Genomic DNA, 20,054 nt, shown 5'->3' with positions numbered 1-20,054 from the left:
AACCCCTTTTGTTCAGCCCTTGATCGCGCCTTCTCCGACGCCGCGGAAGAAGTGCTTTTGCAGCAACAGGAACAGCAGGATCAGCGGGAGGACGGCGATGATCGTGCCCGCCGCCACCAGCCGCTGGTTCTGCACGAACGTGCCCTGGAGGTACGCCAGGCCGATGGTGAGCGTGTACTTCTCCTGGTCGCTCAGCACGACGAGCGGCCAGAGGAAGTCGTCCCAGCTGAACATGAACGAGAACAGCGCCACCACGACCAGCGTGCCCTTCACCGACGGCAGTGCGAGGCGGGTGAAGCGCTGCCACGCGTTGGCGCCGTCGATGATCGCGGCTTCCTCGACTTCTGCCGGGAGGGCGAGGAAGGCGTTGCGCAGCAACAGGACGTTGAGCGCTGCGATCGCGCCGGGCAGCACGACACCGGTGAGGGTGTTGGTGAGCCCGAACCCGCGCATCACCAGGAACAGCGAGATCAGGATGGCCTCGAACGGCACCAGGATGCTGCTGGCGAAGATCACGGCCGCGAGCTTGCGTCCTTTGAACCTCAAGCGTGCCAGCGCATACCCGGCCATCGCGGCGCCGAGACAGTTCGTGACGACGTTGACGCTCGCCACGGCCAGTGAGTTGAGGGCGAACGTCCAGACCGGGACCACGTCGGCGACCGCGGCGTAGTTGCTGAACGTCGGGTCGTCCGGGATGAAGTCGGGGACGAAGACGTCCTCGTTCGGTCCCTTGATGCTGGTCGCGAACTGCCAGAGGAACGGCCCGATGCTGATCGCGAGGATCGCCAGCAGTGCGCTGTACCGGAGGACGAGCTTCACAGCTGGTCCTCCCTGCGGTTCAGCTTGAGGGTGACCAGCAGCAGGCCCAGCAGGATGACGAAGAGGACGAAGCTCAGCGCCGAGGCGTACCCGACCTCACCGGTGAGGCCGCGACCGACCGACTGGATCAGCAGCACCATCGTGGTGCTCGCCCCGCCCGGCCCGCCGGAGCCGCCCGACAGCAGGTAGATCTCGGAGAACACGCGGAACCCGTTGACCGCGCTCAACGCCGCGACGAGCACCATCGTCGGCCGCAGCGAGGGCACGGTGACCGACCAGAACCTCCTGATCGGTCCCGCGCCGTCGACCATCGCGGCCTCGTGCAGGTCCTTGGGCACGTTCGCGAGCGCGGCCAGGTAGATCACCATGTAGTAGCCGAGGCCGCGCCAGATCGTCACCACCATCGAGCTGATCAGCAGCAGCGTCGAGTCGGTCAGGAACCCGATCCTGGTGCCGCCCAGCGCTTCCACGACGTTGTTCACCAGGCCGCGGCTGTCGAGCAGCCACGTCCAGATGAGCCCGACCACCACCGCGGACGCGATCACCGGTGTGAAGAACGCGGTGCGGAAGATCCCGATGCCCGGCACGACCTTCTGCGCGAGCATCGCGATCAGCAGCGGCAACAGCACGAGCGGCGGGACCACGCCCACCATGTAGAGCAGGCTGTTGCGCGCGGCGACCCAGAACTTGGGGTCCTGGGCCATTCGCACGAAGTTGTCCACGCCGGTGAACCGGCCGCCGCCCAGCGCGCTCGCGTCGGTGAACGAGAGCACGATCATGTTCAGGAACGGGAAGATGACGAACAGGAGGCTGATGGCCAGTCCTGGCAACAGGAACAGCCACGGTGTGTACGGGCGATGTGTCATTTTCCGGGAGTCACTTCAGCAGCCGGTTGCACTCGTTCACGGCGTCGTCCAACGCCTGCTTGGCGGACTTCTTGCCCAGCATCACGTCCGCGAGCTGCTGCAGCAGCGCTTCGCGCATCTGGTCGCTGAACTGCACCGGCGTGTAGTTCACGGCGGTCTTGAGCTGCTTGGCCGCCGCGACGCGCACGCGCGCCTCGTCGCTGCCGTCCTCCGTGGTGAAGTACGGGTCGTCGCCGCCCTTGGAGGTCGACGGGAAGATCGACGCGAGCTTGGCGAACTTCACCTGGTTCTCGGCGTTGGTGACGAACCGGCCGAACGCGAGTGCGGTCGCCTGGTTCTTGCTGCTCTTCGGAACGCTCACGCCGTGCAGGAACATGTTGGCGCTGCCCGTGTTCGTGATGGGCTTGGCGATGCCGATGTTCGCGTAGAGGCTCGGCGCGTCGGTCTTGAACTTGCCGAGGTCGTACGCGCTGCCGGGGTTGAGCGCGGTCTGCTGCGCCATGAACTTGGCGCCGGCGCCGGTGTAGTTCTGCGTGAGCGCCTCGGGAATCAGCGCGCCCGCGTCGTACATCCGCTTGTAGCTCTCGACGAACTCGACGCCCTTGGGCTCGTTGAAGGCGAACTTGTCGTTCTCGAACAGCTTCACGCCGTACAGCCCGAAGTCGGCGATGGACGGCGTCTGGCCGAGCATCGCGATCTTCTTCTGCGCGAGCTTGAGCGCCTGCTCCTCGAGCTCCTTGAAGTTCGTCGGAGGCTTGTCCGGGTCGAGGCCTGCCTGCTGGAACAAGGCCTTGTTGTAGAAGATCGGCCCGGTGTTGAGGTACCAGGGGAAGCCGTAGCAGCCGCCCTTGCCGGGGATCTCGAACGCCTGCCAGGCGTTCTCGAGGTACTCGGGCTCGGCGTCCTTGAGCGACTCGTCGAGGTTGACGAGCTGCCCTGCCTCGGCGAGCGGGAAACTGAGGTCCGGCGGCACGTTGATGACGTCGGGCAGGCTGCCCGCGCTGGCGTCGGCCATGACCTTGGCCAGGTACCCGTCCGCGGGCTGGTCCACCCACTTCACGGTCGTACCCGCGTGCTGCTTCTGGAACGCGTCGATGACACCGTTGACGTAGTCGGTGTACTTGGGCTTGAGCGACCACGTCTGGAACGTGATCTCGCCGGTGACCTGGCCGTTTCCCGCTGTCGTGGTGCTGGACGTGCCGGACAGTCCGCAGCCCGCGACGGGCACCGCCGCCAGGCCCGCGAGGAACGTGCGCCTCTTCATTGACACCCACCTCCTTGGTCGCGGACCCTAGCTAAACCGGTTTATCTCCGGCTAGCCTCCGGACGTCTTGTTGTCTTGTTCCGGACAGGGTGCGTTGCGTGAAGAGGCCGACCATCAAGGACATCGCGGCCGCGGCCGGGGTGTCGAAGGGCGCTGTGTCGCTCGCGCTGAACGGCCGGTCCGGCGTGTCCGAGGTGACGCGGGCGCGCGTGCTGGAGGTGGCCTCGTCGTTGGGATACCGGCCGTCTGCCACCGCTCGGGCGTTGTCCTCTGCCTCGGCTGGTGCGGTGGGGCTGGTGCTCGTGCGGCCGCCGCGGGCGTTGGGGGACGAGGCGTTCTTCTTCCAGCTGATCGCCGGGATGCAGTCCGAGATGTCGTCCGCGCTGCTGCTGCAGGTGGTGTCCTCGCGCTCGGAGGAGATCGAGCTCTATCAGCGGTGGTGGGCCGAGCACCGGGTCGACGGGGTGTTCCTCGTGGACCTGCTGGTGTCGGATCCGCGGGTCGCGTTGATGTCATCGCTCGGGATGCCGGCTGTCGTGGTGGGTGGGGCTGGGCACCACGGGGCGCTGGCTTCGGTGTGGGCTGATGACCACGCTGCGATGACTTCGGTGGTCGAGTACCTGAAGTCGTTGGGGCATCGGCGGATTGCTCGAGTTGCCGGGTTGCCCTCGTTGTTGCACACGGTTCGGCGGGATCAGGCCTTTTTGTCGTCCGTTGTGGACGGGGTGATCGTGGCCGGGGACTACACGGCTGAGGCTGGGGCTGCGGCAACTCGTATGTTGCTGGAGGGGGCTGTGCCGCCTAGCGCGATCGTTTACGACAACGATGTTATGGCTGTGGCTGGGGCTGAGGTGGCTGCTTCCCTCGGGGTTGCTGTGCCGGCCGAGTTGTCGATCGTGGCTTGGGATGACTCGGTGTTGTGTCAGCACGGGCGGTTGACTGCGTTGTCTCGGGACACGTTTGCGTTCGGGGCTCGGGCTGCTCGGGCGTTGCTGGCGGTGTTGGAGGGGGCTTCGCCCACTGACGTCGAGGATGTGTTGCCGGAGTTGGTGGTTCGGGGGAGTACCGCGGTGGCGCCTGGGGTGGGGTGAGTTGCTGTTCCGGGGTTGCGCGCCGGTTGGGGGTCGTCCCCGGTTGCGTTGGGCGGCTTGCCGTTACGTAGGTGGTGTTTGCGTGGGGTGGGCCCCGTCACGGGACCCACCCCACGGCGGTGCATTGCTCAAAGCAGCTCGGCTTCGCCCTCGCGCGATGTGGCGCATGCCGCGTGTCGCGTGGGTGTGCGGGATCAGGTCAGGGAGGCGACCTGGTCGCTCACCACCTGGGCCGCTGCTGACACCAGGGCTGTCACCGCCGGGTTCGTCGAGTTGTCCTGGCGCCAGCCGAACTGCGTGTAGACGCGGAAGTTCGGGGACCAGGGCAAGCGGACCAACCTGCCGTCGGCGAGCTCGGAGGCCACGGTCACCTCGGGCATCAGGGCTATGCCAAGGCCTGAGGCCACGGCTCGCTTGGCGGCGTCCACCGAGTCGAGTTCCAGGACCGGGGCTCTGGTGTCGTCGTAGCCGAGGGAGTTTTCGAAGAGTTCGTGGTACGAAGCGCCGTTCTCGGCTCGGATCAGTGTGCTGCTGGTCAGGTCGTCGTCGGTCAGGGAGTCGCGTTGGGTCAGCATGTGGCTGGGGCCCGCAACCATCACCAAGGGTTCGGGGCAGAGAACTGTCGTTTCGAGGCCCTCTCGGGGTTCGATGGCGCCGATGAAGAAGGCGCAGTCGAGAGCGCCGTCGCGGACTGAGTTCAGGTTGTTGAGCGTGTTCCGCGAGTGCAGTGAGAGTTGGACCGACGGGTAGCGCCAGCACATGTATTCGATGAGCGGTAGCAGACGGTAGTCGGTCAAACTCTGTGCGGAGCCGATGACGAGTTTGCCGTGGGGCTCACCGTTCATCGTTATGGCTTTTCGGGCCTTTTCGGTGAGGTTGATGATGTTTCGCGCGAACGGGAGCAGTTCCACGCCCGCTGACGTCATCTGGATACCTCGGGGGAGGCGGCGGAAAAGGACGACGCCCAGGCCCTCCTCCAGGGCCTTGATGCGGGTGGTGATGGTGGGCTGCGAGCAATTGAGCGTGGCTGCAGCCTTGGTGAAGCTGCCGGTCTGCACCACGGTCGTGAACGCGAGAAGCTGGCGTGTCTCCATCAGGCGGGTCCTCGGGGTAAAACGGCGCGATGACTTTTTCTCGTTCGTTCCCGTGGTCCTGTTACGGGTGGTGCGGGAGTCGTAACGCTACCTGTCGTGTGCGCGCGCCCGATTGGTGCTTATGGAGTCATCTTGATCGTGCCGGAAAGAGCGTTTCCGCCGAAAGAGTGAAATTGAGACGGGGTCTTTGACGGGCGGTAGTTGGCCGACTCTTTTCGGTGAAGTTGTTTGCCAGGCGAACCAAAAGGCCGCCGACCGGAGGGTTCACCGCGTACGTGCAGCCGCCAGGCAGGGGTTGCCAAATCATGCTCCGGCGGGCCTGCGCCGGAGGTCCCGTCGGACAGGCGGATGTCCCGGGCGGCCTGTCGTGGTTCAAAGCCGACAAGCGCCGAGCAACGCTGCGCCGCGGACGCCACCGCCCGTGGTGGGCGGCGGCGTCGGGGAAATGGATCAGCAGGTCGCGACGGACGCCCCGGCGAGGATGCGGTACGTCTTGGTCGCACCGCCGCGCTCGGTCTGGGTGATCACCACTTCGAGGCTTTTCCCGCCGCCGTGGGTGCGGCCCTGGTACTTGGCGAAGGGGCCGTAGCCGGTGAGCTGGTCGAGCTTGTCGAGACTGTTGAGTTTCACGGTGGTGCTGATCAATCCGTCGTACGGCCTGTCGGCGGGGCCGCCGCCGTCGAAGAGCGACTTGGCCTCACTGTTCCACCAGTCGACCTCGTACAGCTCGTGACCGAGGTCGCGGACCCACAAGCGAACCTGGCCGGCGTGCGAATGCCACACGCCGCCAGGGCTGCAGGAGACGCCGCCGCTGACGTAGTTCACCACCACGAGCGGGACCTCGCTGGAGTGGCCGTCGATGATGGAGAGGAAGCCCTTGTTGCCCGCGCTCGAGCTGGTCGCGTCCTGGCTCGCGCGCAGGCGGACGTCCTGCTTCGGCAGGCCAGGAGCGGCGGCCTCGTCGGACAGTCGCACGTCCCAGCCGGGGTGTGTCGCGGTGAAGCCGGAAGCGTGCATCGGCTGACGGATTTCGCCGTTCTCCGCAACGAGAGCCTCCGTCACCAGGCCGTCGGTGAAGACGTACGCTGCGGCCGTTGCCTCCGGTGCCGGTGCGGCGAGAGCCGGCGTCGCGCTCATGCCGAGAACGGTCGCGCACGCGGATGCGGCCGCGAGCAGTCTGGTCGCTCGAGACATCTGTTTCCCCTCAATATTCACGTAGCACCCCAGAGCGGCCGTGCGACCGCCGGACCGAAACGGTAGTAGCTCGGTCACGCAATGCCATCGCTTGCTGGTGAAGATCGGTCGGCAAGCTGAAACGGTTGGTCCGGTCGTTGAGGCCGAGCTGGGCCGAACGATGCGTGGACAGGGGTGGCGGCGGTCACAGCGCGGGTCTCGCCTAGACTCGCTGGGAATCCGGGCGCCACATCAGGCGGTACCGGCTGTCTGCACGTTCTTGTTCGCTACGAGGAGTCCACGTTGAAGAGCACCGTCGAGCACCTGAGCCCGACGAGGGTCCGGATCAACGTCGAGGTGCCGTTCGACGAGCTCAAGTCGAACTTCGACCAGGCGTACCGGAAGCTCGCGAAGCAGGTCCGCATCCCCGGTTTCCGTCCGGGCAAGGCCCCCGCCAAGGTGCTGGAGAGCCGCATCGGCCGCGCTCCGGTTCTGGACGAGGTCATCCAGGAGGCCATCCCGGCCAAGTACCTGGAAGCGGTCTCCGCGGGTGAGGTGCGCACGCTCGGCCGTCCCGACTTCGAGGTCACCAAGATCGAGGACGGCGAGACGCTCGAGTTCACCGCCGAGGTCGACGTTCGTCCCGAGATCACCGTGCCCGCCTTCGGCGAGCTGGCGGTCACGGTCGACGAGCAGGAGGTCACCGACGAGGACGTGGCCACGCAGCTCGACGAGCTCCGCGCCCGCTTCGGCACGCTGACCGGTGTGACCCGCCCGGTCGAGAACGGTGACTTCGTCATCGTCGACTTGTCGGCCACGGTCGACGGTGAAGAGGTCGAGGAGGCGCGCACCAGCGGCCTGTCCTACGAGATCGGCTCCGGCCAGCTCGTCGAGGGCATCGACGACGCTCTGCTCGGCGCTTCCGAGGGCGAGACCAAGACCTTCACCACCACGCTCGTCGCCGGCGAGCACCAGGGCCGTGAGGCCGAGGTGACCGTGGTGCTGAACACCGTCAAGGAGCGTCAGCTCCCCGAGCTCGACGACGAGTTCGCGCAGCTCGCCAGCGAGTTCGACACGCTCGACGAGCTCAAGGACGACCTGAAGAACCGCCTCGGCCGCGTCAAGAAGATGCAGCAGGGCGTCCAGGCGCGCGACAAGGTCCTCGAGGCGCTGCTCGAGACCACCGAGGTCCCGCTGCCGGAGGGCATCGTCCAGGGCGAGATCGACGCCCGCAAGCACGACGCCGTGCACGCCTTCGACCACGACGACGCCAAGTTCGCCGCATGGCTCGAGGAGCAGGGCCAGTCGGAGGAGGAGTTCGACGCCGAGCTCCGCAAGGCCGCCGAGCAGGCCGTCAAGACGCAGCTGGTGCTCGACTCGATCGCCGACGCCGAGCAGGTCACGGTGTCCGACGGCGAGCTGACCGAGCGGATCATCTACCAGGCCCAGCGCTTCGGCATCAGCCCGGACGAGTACGTCAAGCGGGCCCAGCAGTCGGGGCAGCTCGGCGCGATCTTCGCCGACGTCCGCAGGGGCAAGGCGCTCGCGAGCGTCGTCCGCCAGGCCTCGGTGAGCGACACGGCTGGTCAGAAGCTGGACCTCGACGAGCTCTTCGGCGAGACCAAGTCCGATGAGGACAACGCGGGCGAGTGATCCAGGCGACTCCCCGCCAGCGGGTGAGCGCCGAAAATACTGCCTAGAGCGAACGCGGGCGGTGTCGGGCATCTGACGCCGCCCGCCTTCGTTAAGGTCGGTCGCAGAGAGTTTTCGCATCCAGATTCGTTCCACCTGGAGTTAGGCAGGCAGACGTGACGCAGCACTCCTTCCCGACCCCCGAGATGCGGTCGGCCACCGCCGGGATGAACCTCAACGACTCGGTGTACGAGCGGCTGCTCCGCGAGCGGATCATCGTCCTGGGATCGCAGGTCGAAGAGGGCATCGCCAACACCATCACCGCTCAGCTGCTGCTGCTGGCCGCTGAGGACCCCGACAAGGACATCACCCTCTACATCAACTCTCCGGGTGGTTCCGTCACCGCGGGCATGGCCATCTACGACACGATGCAGCTCATCGAGCCGGACGTGGCCACGTACGCGATGGGCCTCGCGGCCTCCATGGGTCAGTTCCTGCTCTCCGCGGGGGCTCCCGGCAAGCGCCACGCGCTCCCGCACGCGCGCATCCTCATGCACCAGCCGTCGGCCGGTGTCGGCGGTACGGCCGCGGACATCGCGATCCAGGCGGACATGCTGACGCGCACCAAGCGCGAGATGGCGGAGCTCATCGCCGAGCACACCGGCCAGCCGGTCGAGCGGGTCATCCAGGACTCGGACCGCGACCGCTGGTTCACCGCGCAGGAGGCGCTCGAGTACGGCTTTGTCGACAAGGTCGTCACTCGCCCCCAGTCGGTGCGTTCGGGCAACTAGAAGCTGAGGAGATCTCGAAGTGAGCCAGTTCCACATGCCTCAGTCGCGGTACGTGCTGCCCTCGTTCGTCGAGCGCACCAGCTACGGCATGAAGGAGTCGAACCCGTACAACAAGCTGTTCGAGGAGCGCATCATCTTCCTCGGCGTGCAGGTTGACGACGCCTCGGCCAACGACGTCATGGCGCAGCTGCTGGTGCTCGAGTCCGAGGACCCGGATCGCGACATCCTGATGTACATCAACTCGCCGGGTGGCTCGTTCACCTCGCTGATGGCCATCTACGACACCATGCAGTTCGTGCGCCCGGACATCCAGACGTACTGCCTCGGCCAGGCCGCATCGGCCGCCGCGGTGCTGCTGGCCGCCGGCACGCCCGGCAAGCGCCACGCGCTGCCGAACGCGCGAATCCTGATCCACCAGCCTTCGATGGAAGGTGCGTACGGTCAGGTGTCCGACCTGGAGATCCAGTCGAACGAGATCCAGCGCGTGCGCCGCCTGATGGAGTCCACCCTGGCGCGGCACACGAACCGGACGGCAGAGGAGGTCCGCGAGAGCATCGAGCGCGACCGGATCCTCACGGCCGAGGAAGCCAGGGAGTACGGCATCGTCGACTCCGTGCTGCCCTACCGGAAGCTTTCCGCCAAGTCCTGATGTGAGCTCCCGCCTTCTGGGAAACCCCAGAAGGCGGGCACCGCGCGCCCACCCGACACGCCGATGTGACCGGTTAACTGGCCTGATCGGGGCGTCGGGGGGACGCTGGTCCTCCCCTGAAACGGGGTAGGCCAGGTACCGTCAGGAGAACGGGCTCAGCACCCACAGCCAGTGGGACTGCCACAGCAAGTCAGCAGGCGCACTACAGCAGGTGTGCGCCGGAGGGGACATAGGTCAGCGGTCATGGCGCGTATCGGTGACGGCGGCGACTTGCTGAAGTGCTCTTTCTGCGGAAAGAGCCAGAAGCAGGTGAAGAAACTCATCGCCGGCCCCGGCGTCTACATCTGCGATGAGTGCATCGATCTCTGCAACGAGATCATCGAGGAGGAGCTGGCGGAAGCCGGCGACGTGAAGCTCGACGAGCTGCCGAAGCCCGCCGAGATCCACGAGTTCCTCGACCAGTACGTCATCGGCCAGAGTGATGCCAAGCGCACCCTCTCCGTCGCCGTCTACAACCACTACAAGCGCATCCAGGCGGGCGACCGCGGGCGCGAGGGTCGTGACGACGGCGTTGAGCTGGCGAAGTCCAACATTCTGATGCTCGGCCCCACGGGCTGCGGCAAGACCTACCTCGCGCAGACACTCGCGAAGATGCTGAACGTGCCGTTCGCCATCGCCGACGCGACAGCGCTGACGGAGGCCGGTTACGTCGGTGAGGACGTCGAGAACATCCTCCTGAAGCTCATCCAGGCCGCCGACTACGACGTCAAGCGCGCCGAGACGGGCATCATCTACATCGACGAGGTCGACAAGATCGCTCGAAAGAGTGAAAACCCGTCGATCACGCGCGACGTGTCCGGTGAGGGCGTCCAGCAGGCGCTGCTCAAGATCCTGGAAGGCACCACCGCATCGGTGCCCCCGCAGGGCGGCCGCAAGCACCCGCACCAGGAGTTCATCCAGATCGACACGACGAACGTGCTGTTCATCGTGGCGGGCGCCTTCGCGGGCCTGGAGAAGATCATCCAGGACCGGGTCGGCAAGCGCGGCCTGGGCTTCGGTGCCGAGGTCCGCTCCAAGGCCGAGGTGGACGCGGCGGACTACTTCGCCGACTCCATGCCGGAGGACCTGATCAAGTTCGGCCTGATTCCCGAGTTCATCGGGCGTCTGCCGATGGTCGCCTCCGTCACGAACCTCGACAAGCCGTCCCTGGTGCAGATCCTCACCGAGCCGAAGAACGCCCTGGTGAAGCAGTACCAGAAGCTCTTCGAGATGGACGGCGTCGAGCTGGAGTTCACCAAGACCGCGCTCGAGGCGGTCGCCGACCAGGCGATCCTGCGCGGAACCGGTGCCCGCGGTCTGCGCGCGATCATGGAAGAGGTCCTGCTCCCGGTGATGTACGACATCCCGAGCCGCACGGACGTCGCCAAGGTCGTCATCACCGAGCAGACGGTGAAGGAGAACGTGAACCCGACGATCGTGGCTCGGCAGCCCTCGCGCCGGGAGCGCCGGGAGAAGTCCGCGTAGTTTCTTGATCTCTCTGAAAGGGCGCCGGTGATCACACCGGCGCCCTTTCGGCGTTCTAAGGTGGAGGCATGTCGCTGCCCCACGTGCTCCTCCTCCACGGCTGGTCCGGCTCAGGCCCCGACCACTGGCAGAGCTGGCTGGCCCGCACGGTCTCGGAGCACGGCGGCCTGGTGGACATGCCGCACTTCAGCGACCCGGACGAGCCCGACCTCGCCACGTGGCTGCGTGAGCTCGACACGCACCTGGAGGCTGCACCGGCCGACCGTGAACGGGTCGTGGTCGCCCACTCGCTCGGCTGCTACCTCTGGCTGCACCACGCCGCCAGGCAGGACATCGGGCACGTCGACCGCGTGCTGCTGGTCGCCCCGCCCGCACCGGACTACCCGGAAAAGGCCATCAAGTCGTTCTTCCCGGCTCCGCTCGACCCGGCCGGCCTGCGCCGTGCCGCCACCGACACCCGCCTCGTCGTGGGCGACGCCGACCCGTACTGCTCGATGCCGGTCGCCAAGCAGCTGGCAGAGGCGTTGCGCATCGAGGTGGACGTGCTGCCAGGCGCGGCCCACATCAACACCGACGCGGGCTACGGCGAGTGGCCCTCGGTGCTCAAGTGGGTGCGGTCGAAGACGGTGCCGCTCTCACCGCGCTAGGTCTCACATTCTGGGGGGAACGTGAACAGCACAGCCGAATGGCTGCACCGCAGGCTGCCCGAACTCGTCGCGGCACACGGCGTCGCGGGCGCGCAGGTCGCCGTGCTCGCGGACGGCGAGATCCACGACGCGGCGGCGGGCGTGCGCAACACCGTCAAGAGGGCGCCCGTGACCTCCGGTTCGCTCTTCCAGATCGGGTCGATCACGAAGGCCTGGACGGCCACGCTGGTGATGCAGCTGGTCCACGACGGCTTGATCGACCTCGACCGGCCGGTGCGCGAGGTGCTGCCGGAGTTCCGCCTCGCCGACGAGGCCGCGGCGTCGGTGATCACGCCTCGGCAGCTGCTGTGCCACACCGGCGGCTTCGAGGGCGACCAGTGGTTCGACACCGGCGTCGGTGACGACTGCGTGGAGAAGTTCGTCGCCCTCCTCGCCGATGCTCCCCAGCTTCACGCACCCGGTGAGCTCTTCTCCTACTGCAACGCCGGTTACGTGGTGCTCGGCCGGATCGTCGAAGTGTTGCGCGGCAAGCCGTTCCACGTCGTGCTCCGCCAGCGGCTCGTCGAACCGCTGGGCCTGACCGACGTCGCCACGCACTACGACGAGTACTCCCGGTTCGAGGTTGCGGAAGGTCACCTCTCCCTCGACGACCCGACGGACCGCCCGATGCCGGGCTCCGACGCCCCAGCTGGTTCTGCGTTCGCGATGAACGCGCGTTCTCTCGTCAGCTTCGCTCGCATGCACCTGGAGACGAGCGCCTACGACGCGATGCGGGTCGAGCACGTCCGGATTCCCGACAGAGGTTCCCCCGGTGGCTGGGGCCTCGGCTGGACCGTGCACGACTCCGGCGGCTTCGGCCACGGTGGCGACACGATGGGCTTCTCCGCTTCCCTGCGCCTCGTCCCGGAGGCGGGTGTCGCGATCGCTTTGCTCACCAACGGCGGGGGAGTGGCGAAGCTTCAGCGCGAGGTCTTCAGCCACCTCCTCGGCGAGCTCGCCGGCGTCCGCGTGCCCGATCTGCCCGTGCCGCCGAAGACACCGGTCCCGGTCGACGCCGACAAGGTCGCCGGTTTCTACCGCTCGTCCGCCGTCGACCTCCACGTGACGCCGGCCGCGAACGGTCGCGTCCGAGTTCGTCACGAGCCGAAGCACTGGATCTCCGCGGCCGGGATGACCGACGGCGAGCGCGGCGCCGACTACACCACGTTGCGCGACGACGCTCTGATCTCCGTCGAACCTCAGGGCAGCTCGCACGCTGTGCTGGTCCTGTGTGGACGCGACGAGCACGAGCGCGTCCGCTGGCTCCACTACGGCCGTGCCGCGGTCCGGGTCTGAGCACGACAGCTGGAGGGAAGATGATCGGTGAGTGGATCAGGCGCCGATTGCCGGAGCTGATCGAGGAACACGGCGTCGTCGGCGCGCAGGTCGCCGTGCTGCACAACGGCGAGATCGTGGACGCGGCAGCGGGTGTGCTGGACAACGTCACCAACGAGCCGGTGACCTCGGACTCGATCTTCCAGATCGGCTCGATCACCAAGGTCTGGACGGCGACGCTGGTCCAGGAACTGGTGAACGAGGGCCTGCTCGACCTCAACCGCCCGGTCAGGGACGTCGTTCCCGAGTTCCGGCTGGCCGACGAGCGGGCCGCGAGCGTCATCACGCCACGTCAGCTGCTCTGCCACACGGCGGGGTTCGAGGGTGATCTCTTCTACGACACCGGCGACGGCGACGACATGCTGGCGAAGTACCTGGAGCGCATGGCCGACACGGAGCAGACGACTCCGCCGGGCGAGCTGTACGTGTACTGCAACAGCGGCTACGTGGTGCTCGGCCGGATTGTGGAAGTGTTGCGCGGCAAGCCTTTCAACACCGTTCTGCGCGAACGTCTCCTCGATCGGCTGGGTCTGGGCAACGCCGCCACGCGCCATGCCGAGTACACAGACAGGTGGTGCGCCTCCGGGCACCTGCGCGGTGACGACGGGATGAAGCCCGTCACCGAGAAGACGCCCGAGGGAGACTCGCCGGCCGGCTCGGTGCTCGCCATGAGCGCGCGGGACCTGCTCGCGTTCGTGCGGATGCATCTGGGCACCACCGAGTTCGACGCGATGCGGGAAACGCAGGTCGTGCCGCCGGACTTCGGCTTCGGTGGCAGGCAGGGGCTCGGCTGGGTCCTGTACGACTACGAGAACGGCCTCAGCGGTATGGGGCACGACGGCAGCACGCCCGGCAACCAGGCGTACCTGCGGGTGATTCCGGCGTGCGGTCTCGCCGTCGCGGTGCTCACCAACGGGGGAGCGGCCCTCTCCGTCGTACGGGCGGTGCACGAGAAGGTGTTGGGAGAGCTGGCGAACGTCACCCTGCGGGAGCCTCCCGAGCCGCCTGCCGTCCCGGTTCCGATCGACGTCGACGCGGTCGTCGGGGTCTACCGCACCCTGCGGGCCGACATCCACGTCACGGCGGGCGAACACGGCCGGGTGCGGATGCGAGCAGCGCTGAGGGACGACGAGGCGCCGGCAGTGATCGAGGAGTACACGGGGTTCCGCGATGACGCGTTGATCGCTGTCGAGCAGGAGAACGGACGCCACGAGGTGGTCGTCCTTTGTGGACGCAATGAGAGGGGCAAGGTCAAGTGGTTGCACTGGGGGCGAGTGGCGGTGAGGCAGTGATCGCCGAGTGGATCGAGCGCAGGCTGCCGGAGCTGATCGAAGAGCACGGAGTCGTCGGCGCGCAGGTAGCTGTGCTGCACGACGGCCAGATCGTCGACGCGGCAGCGGGTGTGCGCAACAGCGTCACGAAGGAGCCGGTCACCAGTGAGACGCTCTTCCAGATCGGGTCGATCACGAAGGTGTGGACGGCCACCCTGATCATGCGGCTCGTCAACGAGGGCCTGCTCGACCTCGACCGGCCGGTGCGCGACGTGCTGCCGGAGTTCCAGATCGCCGACGAGGCGGCGGCGAAGGTCATCACGCCACGCCAGTTGCTCTGTCACACGGCAGGGTTCGAGGGCGACCTGAAGTTCGAGACGGGTTCGGGTGACGACCTGTTGGCGAAGTACGTCGGCCTGCTCGCCACGGTGGGACAGGTCAGTCCGCCTGGCGAGCTCTACTCGTACTGCAACAGCGGGTACGCGGTGCTCGGCCGGATCGTCGAGGTGTTGCGCGGCAAGCCTTTCCGGGCCGTGCTGGGTGAGCTGGCCGACTCGCTGGACGTGACGGCGGCGACGTCGAGGGCCGATTACGCCCGGCACGAGATGGCGGACGGGCATCTGAAGGGGCTGCCGGTGACCGAGCACCTGCCGGAGTCGTGGGTCGCCGGCGGATCCGTGCTCGCCACGACGGCCCGCGGTCTGCTCGGGTTCGTGCGGATGCACCTGAGCACCAACGAGTTCGACGCGATGCGCGAGCGGCAGGCCACGCACCCGGACTTCGGCACCGGCGAATGGTGGTGGGGTCTCGGCTGGGAACTGTCCAACCACGAGGGCGGCGAGGTGATCGGGCACACCGGCCTGACCGTCGGCTACGTGGCGATGCTGCGAGTCGTGCCGGCGGCCGGGGTGGCGGTGGCCCTGCTGGTCAACGGAGGGGACGAGGCCGGGCCGGTCTTCGGCGCGATCTTCGACCACCTGCTCGGTGAGCTGGCGGGCGTGCGCAAGCGGAAGTTCCCCGACGTGCCCGTGGAACCGACGCCGGTGGACCCGGACAAGGTCGTGGGGCTCTACCGCTGCTCCGCGCTCGATGTGCACATCACCCCGGCGGACCAGGGCAGGGTGAAGGTGCGGCAGGTCGGTCGCGACCCGATCAGTGCGGCACTGTTGTCGATGGAGGAATGCGAGTACGTCCACCTGAAGGACGACATCCTGATCGCGGTCGACAAGAGCGGTGTGCTTCCGCTGGGCGGCCGGGACGGGAACGGCCGCGTCGGCTGGGTGCACTGGAGCCGTGTGGCAGCCCGGGTCTAGACGGCCCGCTTGGCGTACTTGGCGAGGAACCGCACGACGTCGGGGGTCACCTTGCGGTAGAACCCGTCGTCGTGCCCTCCGGCCTTCACCATGCCGACCTCGGGCCGCACGTCGCGGATGAACCGGCGGGTGCCCTCGATGAACCGGTCGCGGTCACCGATCCACACACCCAGCGCGGTCGAGCCGGTCGACTTGAGGTGGCGCAACGGGTCGAGCGACGCCCACTCGGCCTCGTTCTTGAACGCGCGGCGCTTGGCCATCTCCGGCCACGTCGTGATCAGGCCGGGGGAGATGGCCGCGGCGGCCGCGATCGGGTCGCCGCGTTCGGCACGGCGGCGTGCGTAGAGCAACGAGCCGAAGCCGCCCATGGACACGCCCGTCACAGCGAACGGTTCGCCGTAGCCGCGCTCACGAAGCCACTGCGGGACCTCGTCGAGCAGCATGGCCATCGGGTCGTCGCCGGGGATGTTCTCGTGCCAGTAGTTGTCACCGCCGTCGACCGCGACGAAGCCGAACGCCGGGACGGAGCCCTTCGCGACGGCCGAGGTCAGCACTCCGGCGAGGTTGCCCGCGTTGGCGTGGCGGGCGTCGCCGTGCAGGCCGTGCAGCAGGATCGACATCGGCAGACCGCGCGGGTTCACGCCGGTCGGGAGGTAGAAGGCGAGGGTGACCTCGCGGCGGCGGGCGGCCGAGTACACGCGCTCGAAGCGGACGGTCGGTTCGGCGGCGCTCGTGCCGCGCACGCGGTCCGCCGTGGCGATCTGCTGCTCCGTGGCATCGGACGGCGACGACACGTACGTCGCGCCGCCTGCGGCTGTCGCGATGATCACGCCGATCGCCGCGATGAGGCTGCGGCGGCTGTACCTCGGTTCCCCCATGCTCACCTCATCGCGTGGGCACCGTTCCTCGTTTCCCTCTCAGAGGACGGAACGCACGCGTAAGGAGGACAGTTCCTCGTCCGAATAGCCCAGCCAGCGCAACACGTGATCATTGTGCGCGCCGAGGGCGGGAACCGCACCCGGTGACCACTCGAACCCCGCCACCGGCGGCGGCAGCATCCGCACCGATCCGCCGGGAACCTGCACGTCAACCCACGTATCCAGCTGCGGGTGCGTGGGCAGTTCGGTGATCGAGCGGGTCAGCGCGGCAGGCACGTCGACGGCGTCCAGCGCCGCCAGGAGCTCGGCCGCGGTCATGCCGGAAAACGCCCGTTCGAGCAGTTTCTGCAGCTCGTCCCGGTGGGCCACCCGGGAGGCAACTGTGGCGAACCTCTCCTCGGCTTCGAGCCCGATGAGCCCGCACAACCGCTGCCACTGACCGTCGTTCTGCACGGCCAGGTGCACGGCACCGTCCGCGCAGGCCACCGGGCCGTACGGCGCGATGCTCGGGTGGTGCGCGCCCGAACGCGGGGCGGCGGCACCCGTCGCGGCGGCGTAGAGCATCGGCTGGTGCATCCACTCGGCCATCGCCTCGAACAGCGACAACCGCAGCCGCACCCCGGAGCCCGTCCGCGCCTTCTGCAGCAACGCCGCCAGCACGGCCGCGTGCAGCTGCACCCCGGCCGCGATGTCCGCGACCGAGATGCCGGCGCGAGCCATCACGTCACCCTCGCCGGTCAGCGACACCAGCCCGGCCTCGGACTGCACCAGCGCGTCGAACGCCTTGCGATCCGCGTACGGGCCGTCCCAGCCGTAGCCGGACAGCTCACCGACGATCAACGACGACGGCAGGTCGAGCGCCAGCCGTTCCCACACCCGCGGCGAGAGGTTGCACAGCAGCACGTCGGCGCGCGCGACCAGCCGTTCCAGCACCTCTCGGCCGTCCGGATGGTTGATGTCCAGCGACACCGACTCCTTGCCGACGTTCGTCCACGCGAAGTACGACGACACCTCGCCGCACGACGAGTCGTAGTGCCGCGCGAAGTCGCCGACGCCCGGCCGTTCGATCTTGATCACGCGTGCCCCGAGGTCGGCCAGCAGCCGCGTCGCGTACGGCACCGCGACGGCCTGCTCCAGGCTCACCACCACGACGCCGTCAAGCGGTCTCAAGCACGCGCTCCCCTCCGGTGTAGACGTTCATCGAGTCGCCGCGCAGGAAGCCGATGAGCGTCATGCCCTGCTCCTCAGCCAGTTCCACGGCGAGCGACGACGGCGCCGACACCGCGGCGAGCACCGGAATGCCGGCCATCGCGGCCTTCTGCACCAGCTCGAACGACGCCCGCCCGGACACCATCAGCACCGCGCCCCGCAGCGGCACGAGGTTCTGCAGCACCGCCCAGCCCAGCACCTTGTCGACGGCGTTGTGCCGGCCAACGTCCTCACGTACGACCAGCAGCTCGCCGTTCACGAACAGCCCTGCCGCGTGCAGCCCGCCGGTGCTCTCGAAGACCTTCTGCCGTTCCCGCAACGCGTCCGGGAAGCCCGTCAGCGCCTCTGGCGTCACCCGCACCGGGTCCAGCGCGGGGGAGTGGCGGGTCTTGAGCTTCACCGCGTCCAGCGCGGTCTTCCCGCACACCCCGCACGACGACGTCGTGTAGAAGTTCCGCTCCACCCCCGTGTCCGGCGGCGGCACACCGTCGGCCAGCGCGATGTCCAGCACGTTGTAGGTGTTCATCCCGTCCGGCCCGGTGCCCTCGCAGAACCGTGCGATCGACACGTCCTCCGCCGATCCGATGACGCCCTCGCTGAGCAGGAAGCCGTGCGCGAGCTCGACGTCCTGGCCTGGTGTGCGCATCGTGACGGCCAACGACCTCCCGTTGACCCTCAGCTCCAGCGGTTCCTCGGCGGCCAGGGCGTCCACCCGGCGGCTCCGACCGCTCGGCGACACCCGCTCGACCGCTCGGCGCACCGTCACTCGGCCCATGTGCACATCTCCTTCGGACCGCTATGTTCCCCACCGACCAGGCTACGTGGGAGGGATCTCGGGGCATGGACGACGTCGTGATCGTGGGAGGCGGCCACAACGGGCTGGTGGCGGCCGCGTACCTCGCACGGGCCGGGAAGTCGGTCAAGGTGCTGGAGAAGCTGCCGCACGTCGGCGGCGCGGCCGTGAGCGCGTCACCGTGGGAAGGCGTCGACGCCCGGCTGTCCCGGTTCTCCTACCTGGTGTCATTGCTGCCCGACCAGATCGTGTCCGACCTCGGGCTGAACCTGACGCTGCGCTCGCGGGCCGCGTCGTCGTACACGCCGAACGGCAGGACGGGACTGCTCGTCGAACGTGAGCCCGGTCCGGCGACCGTGGCGTCGTTCGAGGCCGTGTGCGGGTCGCTGGACGACTGGGAGCGGTGGCAGCGCTGGTACGCCGACCTGGAGCTGATGGCTGCCGCGTTGGCGCCGACCCTGCTGGAACCGCTGGTGTCACGGGAACACCTGCGCCTGCACGTCGACGCGGTGGCGCGCGGCCGGTTGTGGGACCAGGTCTTCGAACGCCCGATCGGTGCGACGCTGCAGGAGCTGTTCGACAACAACCTGGTGCGCGGCGTCGTCGCCACCGACGCGTTGATCGGCACGCACTCGTCGCTGCATTCGTTGCGCGCCAACAAGTGCTTCCTCTACCACGTGATCGGCAACGGTTCCGGTGAGTGGAAGGTCCCGGTCGGCGGCATGGGTGCGGTGACCGCCGAGCTGGAACGGGCCGCCCGCGAGGCCGGTGCGGAGATCGTCACCGGTGCCGAGGTGACGTCGATCGAGTCGGACGGCAAGACCGCGTCGGTGACTTACGGGGACGGCACAGCCGAGGCCCGGTTCGTGCTGTCCAATGTGGCGCCTTCCGTGCTGGGTCGGTTGCAGGGCAGGGAAGTGCACGACGCGCCCGGCTGCCAGCTGAAGATCAACATGCTGCTGCGGCGGTTGCCGGCGCTGAAGTCCGGGGTGGACGCGCGGCTCGCGTTCGCGGGCACGTTCCACCTCGACGAGTCCTACGACCAGCTGGAGACCGCGTACCTCGAGAGCGTCGCCGGTCAGGTGCCGTCGGTGCTGCCGGGCGAGATGTACTGCCACTCGCTGACCGACCCGTCGATCCTCGGCCCGTCGCTCGCGGGCCACGAGACGCTGACGTTGTTCGGCCTGCACCTGCCGGCGTCGCTGTTCGAAGGACGCAACGAACGGCTGCGCGACGAGCTGGTGCGGCGTTACCTCGACCAGCTCAACGCCCACCTGGTCGAGCCGATCCAGGACTGCCTCGCGACCGATGCGAACGGTGAGCCGTGCATCGAGGCCCGCACACCACTGGACCTGGAGGAAGAGCTCGGCCTGCCGGGTGGCAACATCTTCCACGGAGAGCTCGGGTGGCCGTTCGCCGAAACCGACGCCGAGGTCGGCAAGTGGGGCGTCGAGACGGACGTGGACAACGTCTTCGTCTGCGGAGCGGGCTCGCGGCGCGGCGGTGGCGTCAGCGGCATCGGCGGCCACAACGCGGCCCGTGCCGTCCTCGAACGCATTTGAGACGCTGTCGGTGACATTTATGATGGCATCTGACGTCATCTCTGGTTACAGTGAACGGCGTGGGGGACTTTTACGGGATCGCGGAGATCGCCGACGCCATGGGG

The 20,054-nt window shown here is 67.8% G+C and carries 18 protein-coding genes; 10 read left to right on the top strand and 8 right to left on the bottom strand.

The features are described from left to right. Nucleotides 1–12: 12 nt before the first annotated feature. Genes C8D87_RS23025 through C8D87_RS23015 form a run of 3 tightly spaced genes read right to left on the bottom strand, consistent with a single transcriptional unit; the run spans nt 13 to nt 2,949 of the window. Nucleotides 13–819: a carbohydrate ABC transporter permease gene (locus tag C8D87_RS23025; RefSeq protein WP_112228339.1), complete on the bottom strand. Its 807-nt coding sequence runs from the start codon at nt 817–819 to the stop codon at nt 13–15. Beyond that, complete coding sequence (locus C8D87_RS23020; protein WP_109640821.1) at nt 816–1,685, bottom strand: carbohydrate ABC transporter permease; 870 nt, start codon at nt 1,683–1,685, stop codon at nt 816–818. Before C8D87_RS23020 ends, C8D87_RS23025 begins: the two co-directional genes overlap by 4 nt. 10 nt (nt 1,686–1,695) lie before the next feature. Further along, a complete protein-coding gene (locus C8D87_RS23015; protein ID WP_112228338.1) occupies nt 1,696–2,949 on the bottom strand; it encodes an ABC transporter substrate-binding protein in 1,254 nt (417 codons plus the stop codon). A gap of 98 nt (nt 2,950–3,047) precedes the next feature. Here C8D87_RS23015 and C8D87_RS23010 point away from each other — a divergent pair, with 98 nt between their 5' ends. Then, nucleotides 3,048–4,040: a LacI family DNA-binding transcriptional regulator gene (locus C8D87_RS23010; RefSeq protein ID WP_112228337.1), complete on the top strand. Its 993-nt coding sequence runs from the start codon at nt 3,048–3,050 to the stop codon at nt 4,038–4,040. A gap of 194 nt (nt 4,041–4,234) precedes the next feature. Here C8D87_RS23010 and C8D87_RS23005 read toward each other — a convergent pair whose 3' ends face one another. Together C8D87_RS23005 and C8D87_RS23000 are read right to left on the bottom strand one after the other, a co-directional pair. After that, nucleotides 4,235–5,134: a LysR family transcriptional regulator gene (locus C8D87_RS23005; protein WP_109640824.1), complete on the bottom strand. Its 900-nt coding sequence runs from the start codon at nt 5,132–5,134 to the stop codon at nt 4,235–4,237. 450 nt (nt 5,135–5,584) lie between these two features. Next, nucleotides 5,585–6,328 (bottom strand): hypothetical protein, encoded by a 744-nt coding sequence (locus C8D87_RS23000; protein ID WP_112228336.1) that lies wholly within the window; start codon nt 6,326–6,328, stop codon nt 5,585–5,587. A 282-nt stretch (nt 6,329–6,610) separates the two neighbouring features. Between C8D87_RS23000 and tig the strand changes: the two genes are divergently transcribed. The 8 genes from tig to C8D87_RS22960 all read left to right on the top strand — a co-directional run bounded on the left by tig (nt 6,611) and on the right by C8D87_RS22960 (nt 15,508). Then, on the top strand, nt 6,611–7,960 hold the full coding sequence (gene tig, locus C8D87_RS22995; RefSeq protein WP_109640826.1) for a trigger factor: 1,350 nt from the start codon (nt 6,611–6,613) through the stop codon (nt 7,958–7,960). 185 nt (nt 7,961–8,145) lie between these two features. Continuing rightward, the gene (locus tag C8D87_RS22990) at nt 8,146–8,730 is read left to right on the top strand and encodes an ATP-dependent Clp protease proteolytic subunit (RefSeq protein ID WP_109640882.1); all 585 of its coding nucleotides are present in this window, start codon (nt 8,146–8,148) and stop codon (nt 8,728–8,730) included. Between the two features lie 34 nt (nt 8,731–8,764). After that, on the top strand, nt 8,765–9,379 hold the full coding sequence (locus tag C8D87_RS22985; protein ID WP_109640883.1) for an ATP-dependent Clp protease proteolytic subunit: 615 nt from the start codon (nt 8,765–8,767) through the stop codon (nt 9,377–9,379). Between the two features lie 243 nt (nt 9,380–9,622). Continuing rightward, nucleotides 9,623–10,903, top strand: a complete 1,281-nt coding sequence (gene clpX / locus C8D87_RS22980) for an ATP-dependent Clp protease ATP-binding subunit ClpX (RefSeq protein ID WP_112228335.1) — start codon at nt 9,623–9,625, stop codon at nt 10,901–10,903. Nucleotides 10,904–10,971: 68 nt separating this feature from the next. Then, nucleotides 10,972–11,550 (top strand): RBBP9/YdeN family alpha/beta hydrolase, encoded by a 579-nt coding sequence (locus C8D87_RS22975; RefSeq protein ID WP_112228334.1) that lies wholly within the window; start codon nt 10,972–10,974, stop codon nt 11,548–11,550. A gap of 21 nt (nt 11,551–11,571) precedes the next feature. Next, nucleotides 11,572–12,885 carry a serine hydrolase domain-containing protein gene (locus tag C8D87_RS22970; protein ID WP_112228333.1) on the top strand — a complete coding sequence of 438 codons (1,314 nt, stop codon included), beginning with the start codon at nt 11,572–11,574 and terminating at the stop codon, nt 12,883–12,885. 20 nt (nt 12,886–12,905) lie between these two features. Beyond that, the gene (locus C8D87_RS22965) at nt 12,906–14,216 is read left to right on the top strand and encodes a serine hydrolase domain-containing protein (RefSeq protein WP_112228332.1); all 1,311 of its coding nucleotides are present in this window, start codon (nt 12,906–12,908) and stop codon (nt 14,214–14,216) included. Further along, nucleotides 14,213–15,508, top strand: coding sequence for a serine hydrolase domain-containing protein (locus C8D87_RS22960; protein WP_170166551.1), 1,296 nt, complete (start codon nt 14,213–14,215; stop codon nt 15,506–15,508). The genes C8D87_RS22965 and C8D87_RS22960 overlap by 4 nt, the downstream gene beginning before the upstream one ends. Here C8D87_RS22960 and C8D87_RS22955 read toward each other — a convergent pair. Genes C8D87_RS22955 through fdhD form a run of 3 tightly spaced genes read right to left on the bottom strand, consistent with a single transcriptional unit; the run spans nt 15,505 to nt 18,370 of the window. Further along, complete coding sequence (locus tag C8D87_RS22955; RefSeq protein ID WP_112228330.1) at nt 15,505–16,386, bottom strand: alpha/beta hydrolase; 882 nt, start codon at nt 16,384–16,386, stop codon at nt 15,505–15,507. The two genes, C8D87_RS22960 and C8D87_RS22955, sit on opposite strands and share 4 nt — an antisense overlap. Before the next feature lie 39 nt (nt 16,387–16,425). Further along, nucleotides 16,426–17,556 carry a CaiB/BaiF CoA transferase family protein gene (locus tag C8D87_RS22950; RefSeq protein ID WP_112228329.1) on the bottom strand — a complete coding sequence of 377 codons (1,131 nt, stop codon included), beginning with the start codon at nt 17,554–17,556 and terminating at the stop codon, nt 16,426–16,428. After that, nucleotides 17,543–18,370, bottom strand: a complete 828-nt coding sequence (gene fdhD / locus C8D87_RS22945; protein ID WP_112228328.1) for a formate dehydrogenase accessory sulfurtransferase FdhD — start codon at nt 18,368–18,370, stop codon at nt 17,543–17,545. Before fdhD ends, C8D87_RS22950 begins: the two co-directional genes overlap by 14 nt. A 65-nt stretch (nt 18,371–18,435) precedes the next feature. Here fdhD and C8D87_RS22940 point away from each other — a divergent pair, with 65 nt between their 5' ends. After that, on the top strand, nt 18,436–19,950 hold the full coding sequence (locus tag C8D87_RS22940) for a phytoene desaturase family protein (RefSeq protein ID WP_112228327.1): 1,515 nt from the start codon (nt 18,436–18,438) through the stop codon (nt 19,948–19,950). Nucleotides 19,951–20,054: the final 104 nt, after the last annotated feature.

The organism is Lentzea atacamensis, assembly GCF_003269295.1.
Lineage (GTDB): Bacteria > Actinomycetota > Actinomycetes > Mycobacteriales > Pseudonocardiaceae > Lentzea > Lentzea atacamensis.
Note: the sequence above shows the minus strand (reverse complement) of the source record. Positions and strands in the feature narration are given on the sequence as shown.

Excerpts from the sequence above, each read along its gene's own strand:
- C8D87_RS22975 (WP_112228334.1), top strand. The coding sequence starts at position 10,972 with ATGTCGCTGCCCCACGTGCTCCTCCTCCACGGCTGGTCCGGCTCAGGC.
- C8D87_RS23005 (WP_109640824.1), bottom strand. The coding sequence starts at position 5,134 with ATGGAGACACGCCAGCTTCTCGCGTTCACGACCGTGGTGCAGACCGGC.
- C8D87_RS22965 (WP_112228332.1), top strand. The coding sequence starts at position 12,906 with ATGATCGGTGAGTGGATCAGGCGCCGATTGCCGGAGCTGATCGAGGAA.
- C8D87_RS22985 (WP_109640883.1), top strand. The coding sequence starts at position 8,765 with ATGCCTCAGTCGCGGTACGTGCTGCCCTCGTTCGTCGAGCGCACCAGC.
- C8D87_RS23015 (WP_112228338.1), bottom strand. The coding sequence starts at position 2,949 with ATGAAGAGGCGCACGTTCCTCGCGGGCCTGGCGGCGGTGCCCGTCGCG.
- clpX (WP_112228335.1), top strand. The coding sequence starts at position 9,623 with ATGGCGCGTATCGGTGACGGCGGCGACTTGCTGAAGTGCTCTTTCTGC.
- C8D87_RS22940 (WP_112228327.1), top strand. The coding sequence starts at position 18,436 with ATGGACGACGTCGTGATCGTGGGAGGCGGCCACAACGGGCTGGTGGCG.
- fdhD (WP_112228328.1), bottom strand. The coding sequence starts at position 18,370 with ATGGGCCGAGTGACGGTGCGCCGAGCGGTCGAGCGGGTGTCGCCGAGC.
- C8D87_RS22990 (WP_109640882.1), top strand. The coding sequence starts at position 8,146 with ATGCGGTCGGCCACCGCCGGGATGAACCTCAACGACTCGGTGTACGAG.
- C8D87_RS22955 (WP_112228330.1), bottom strand. The coding sequence starts at position 16,386 with ATGGGGGAACCGAGGTACAGCCGCCGCAGCCTCATCGCGGCGATCGGC.
- C8D87_RS23020 (WP_109640821.1), bottom strand. The coding sequence starts at position 1,685 with ATGACACATCGCCCGTACACACCGTGGCTGTTCCTGTTGCCAGGACTG.
- C8D87_RS23000 (WP_112228336.1), bottom strand. The coding sequence starts at position 6,328 with ATGTCTCGAGCGACCAGACTGCTCGCGGCCGCATCCGCGTGCGCGACC.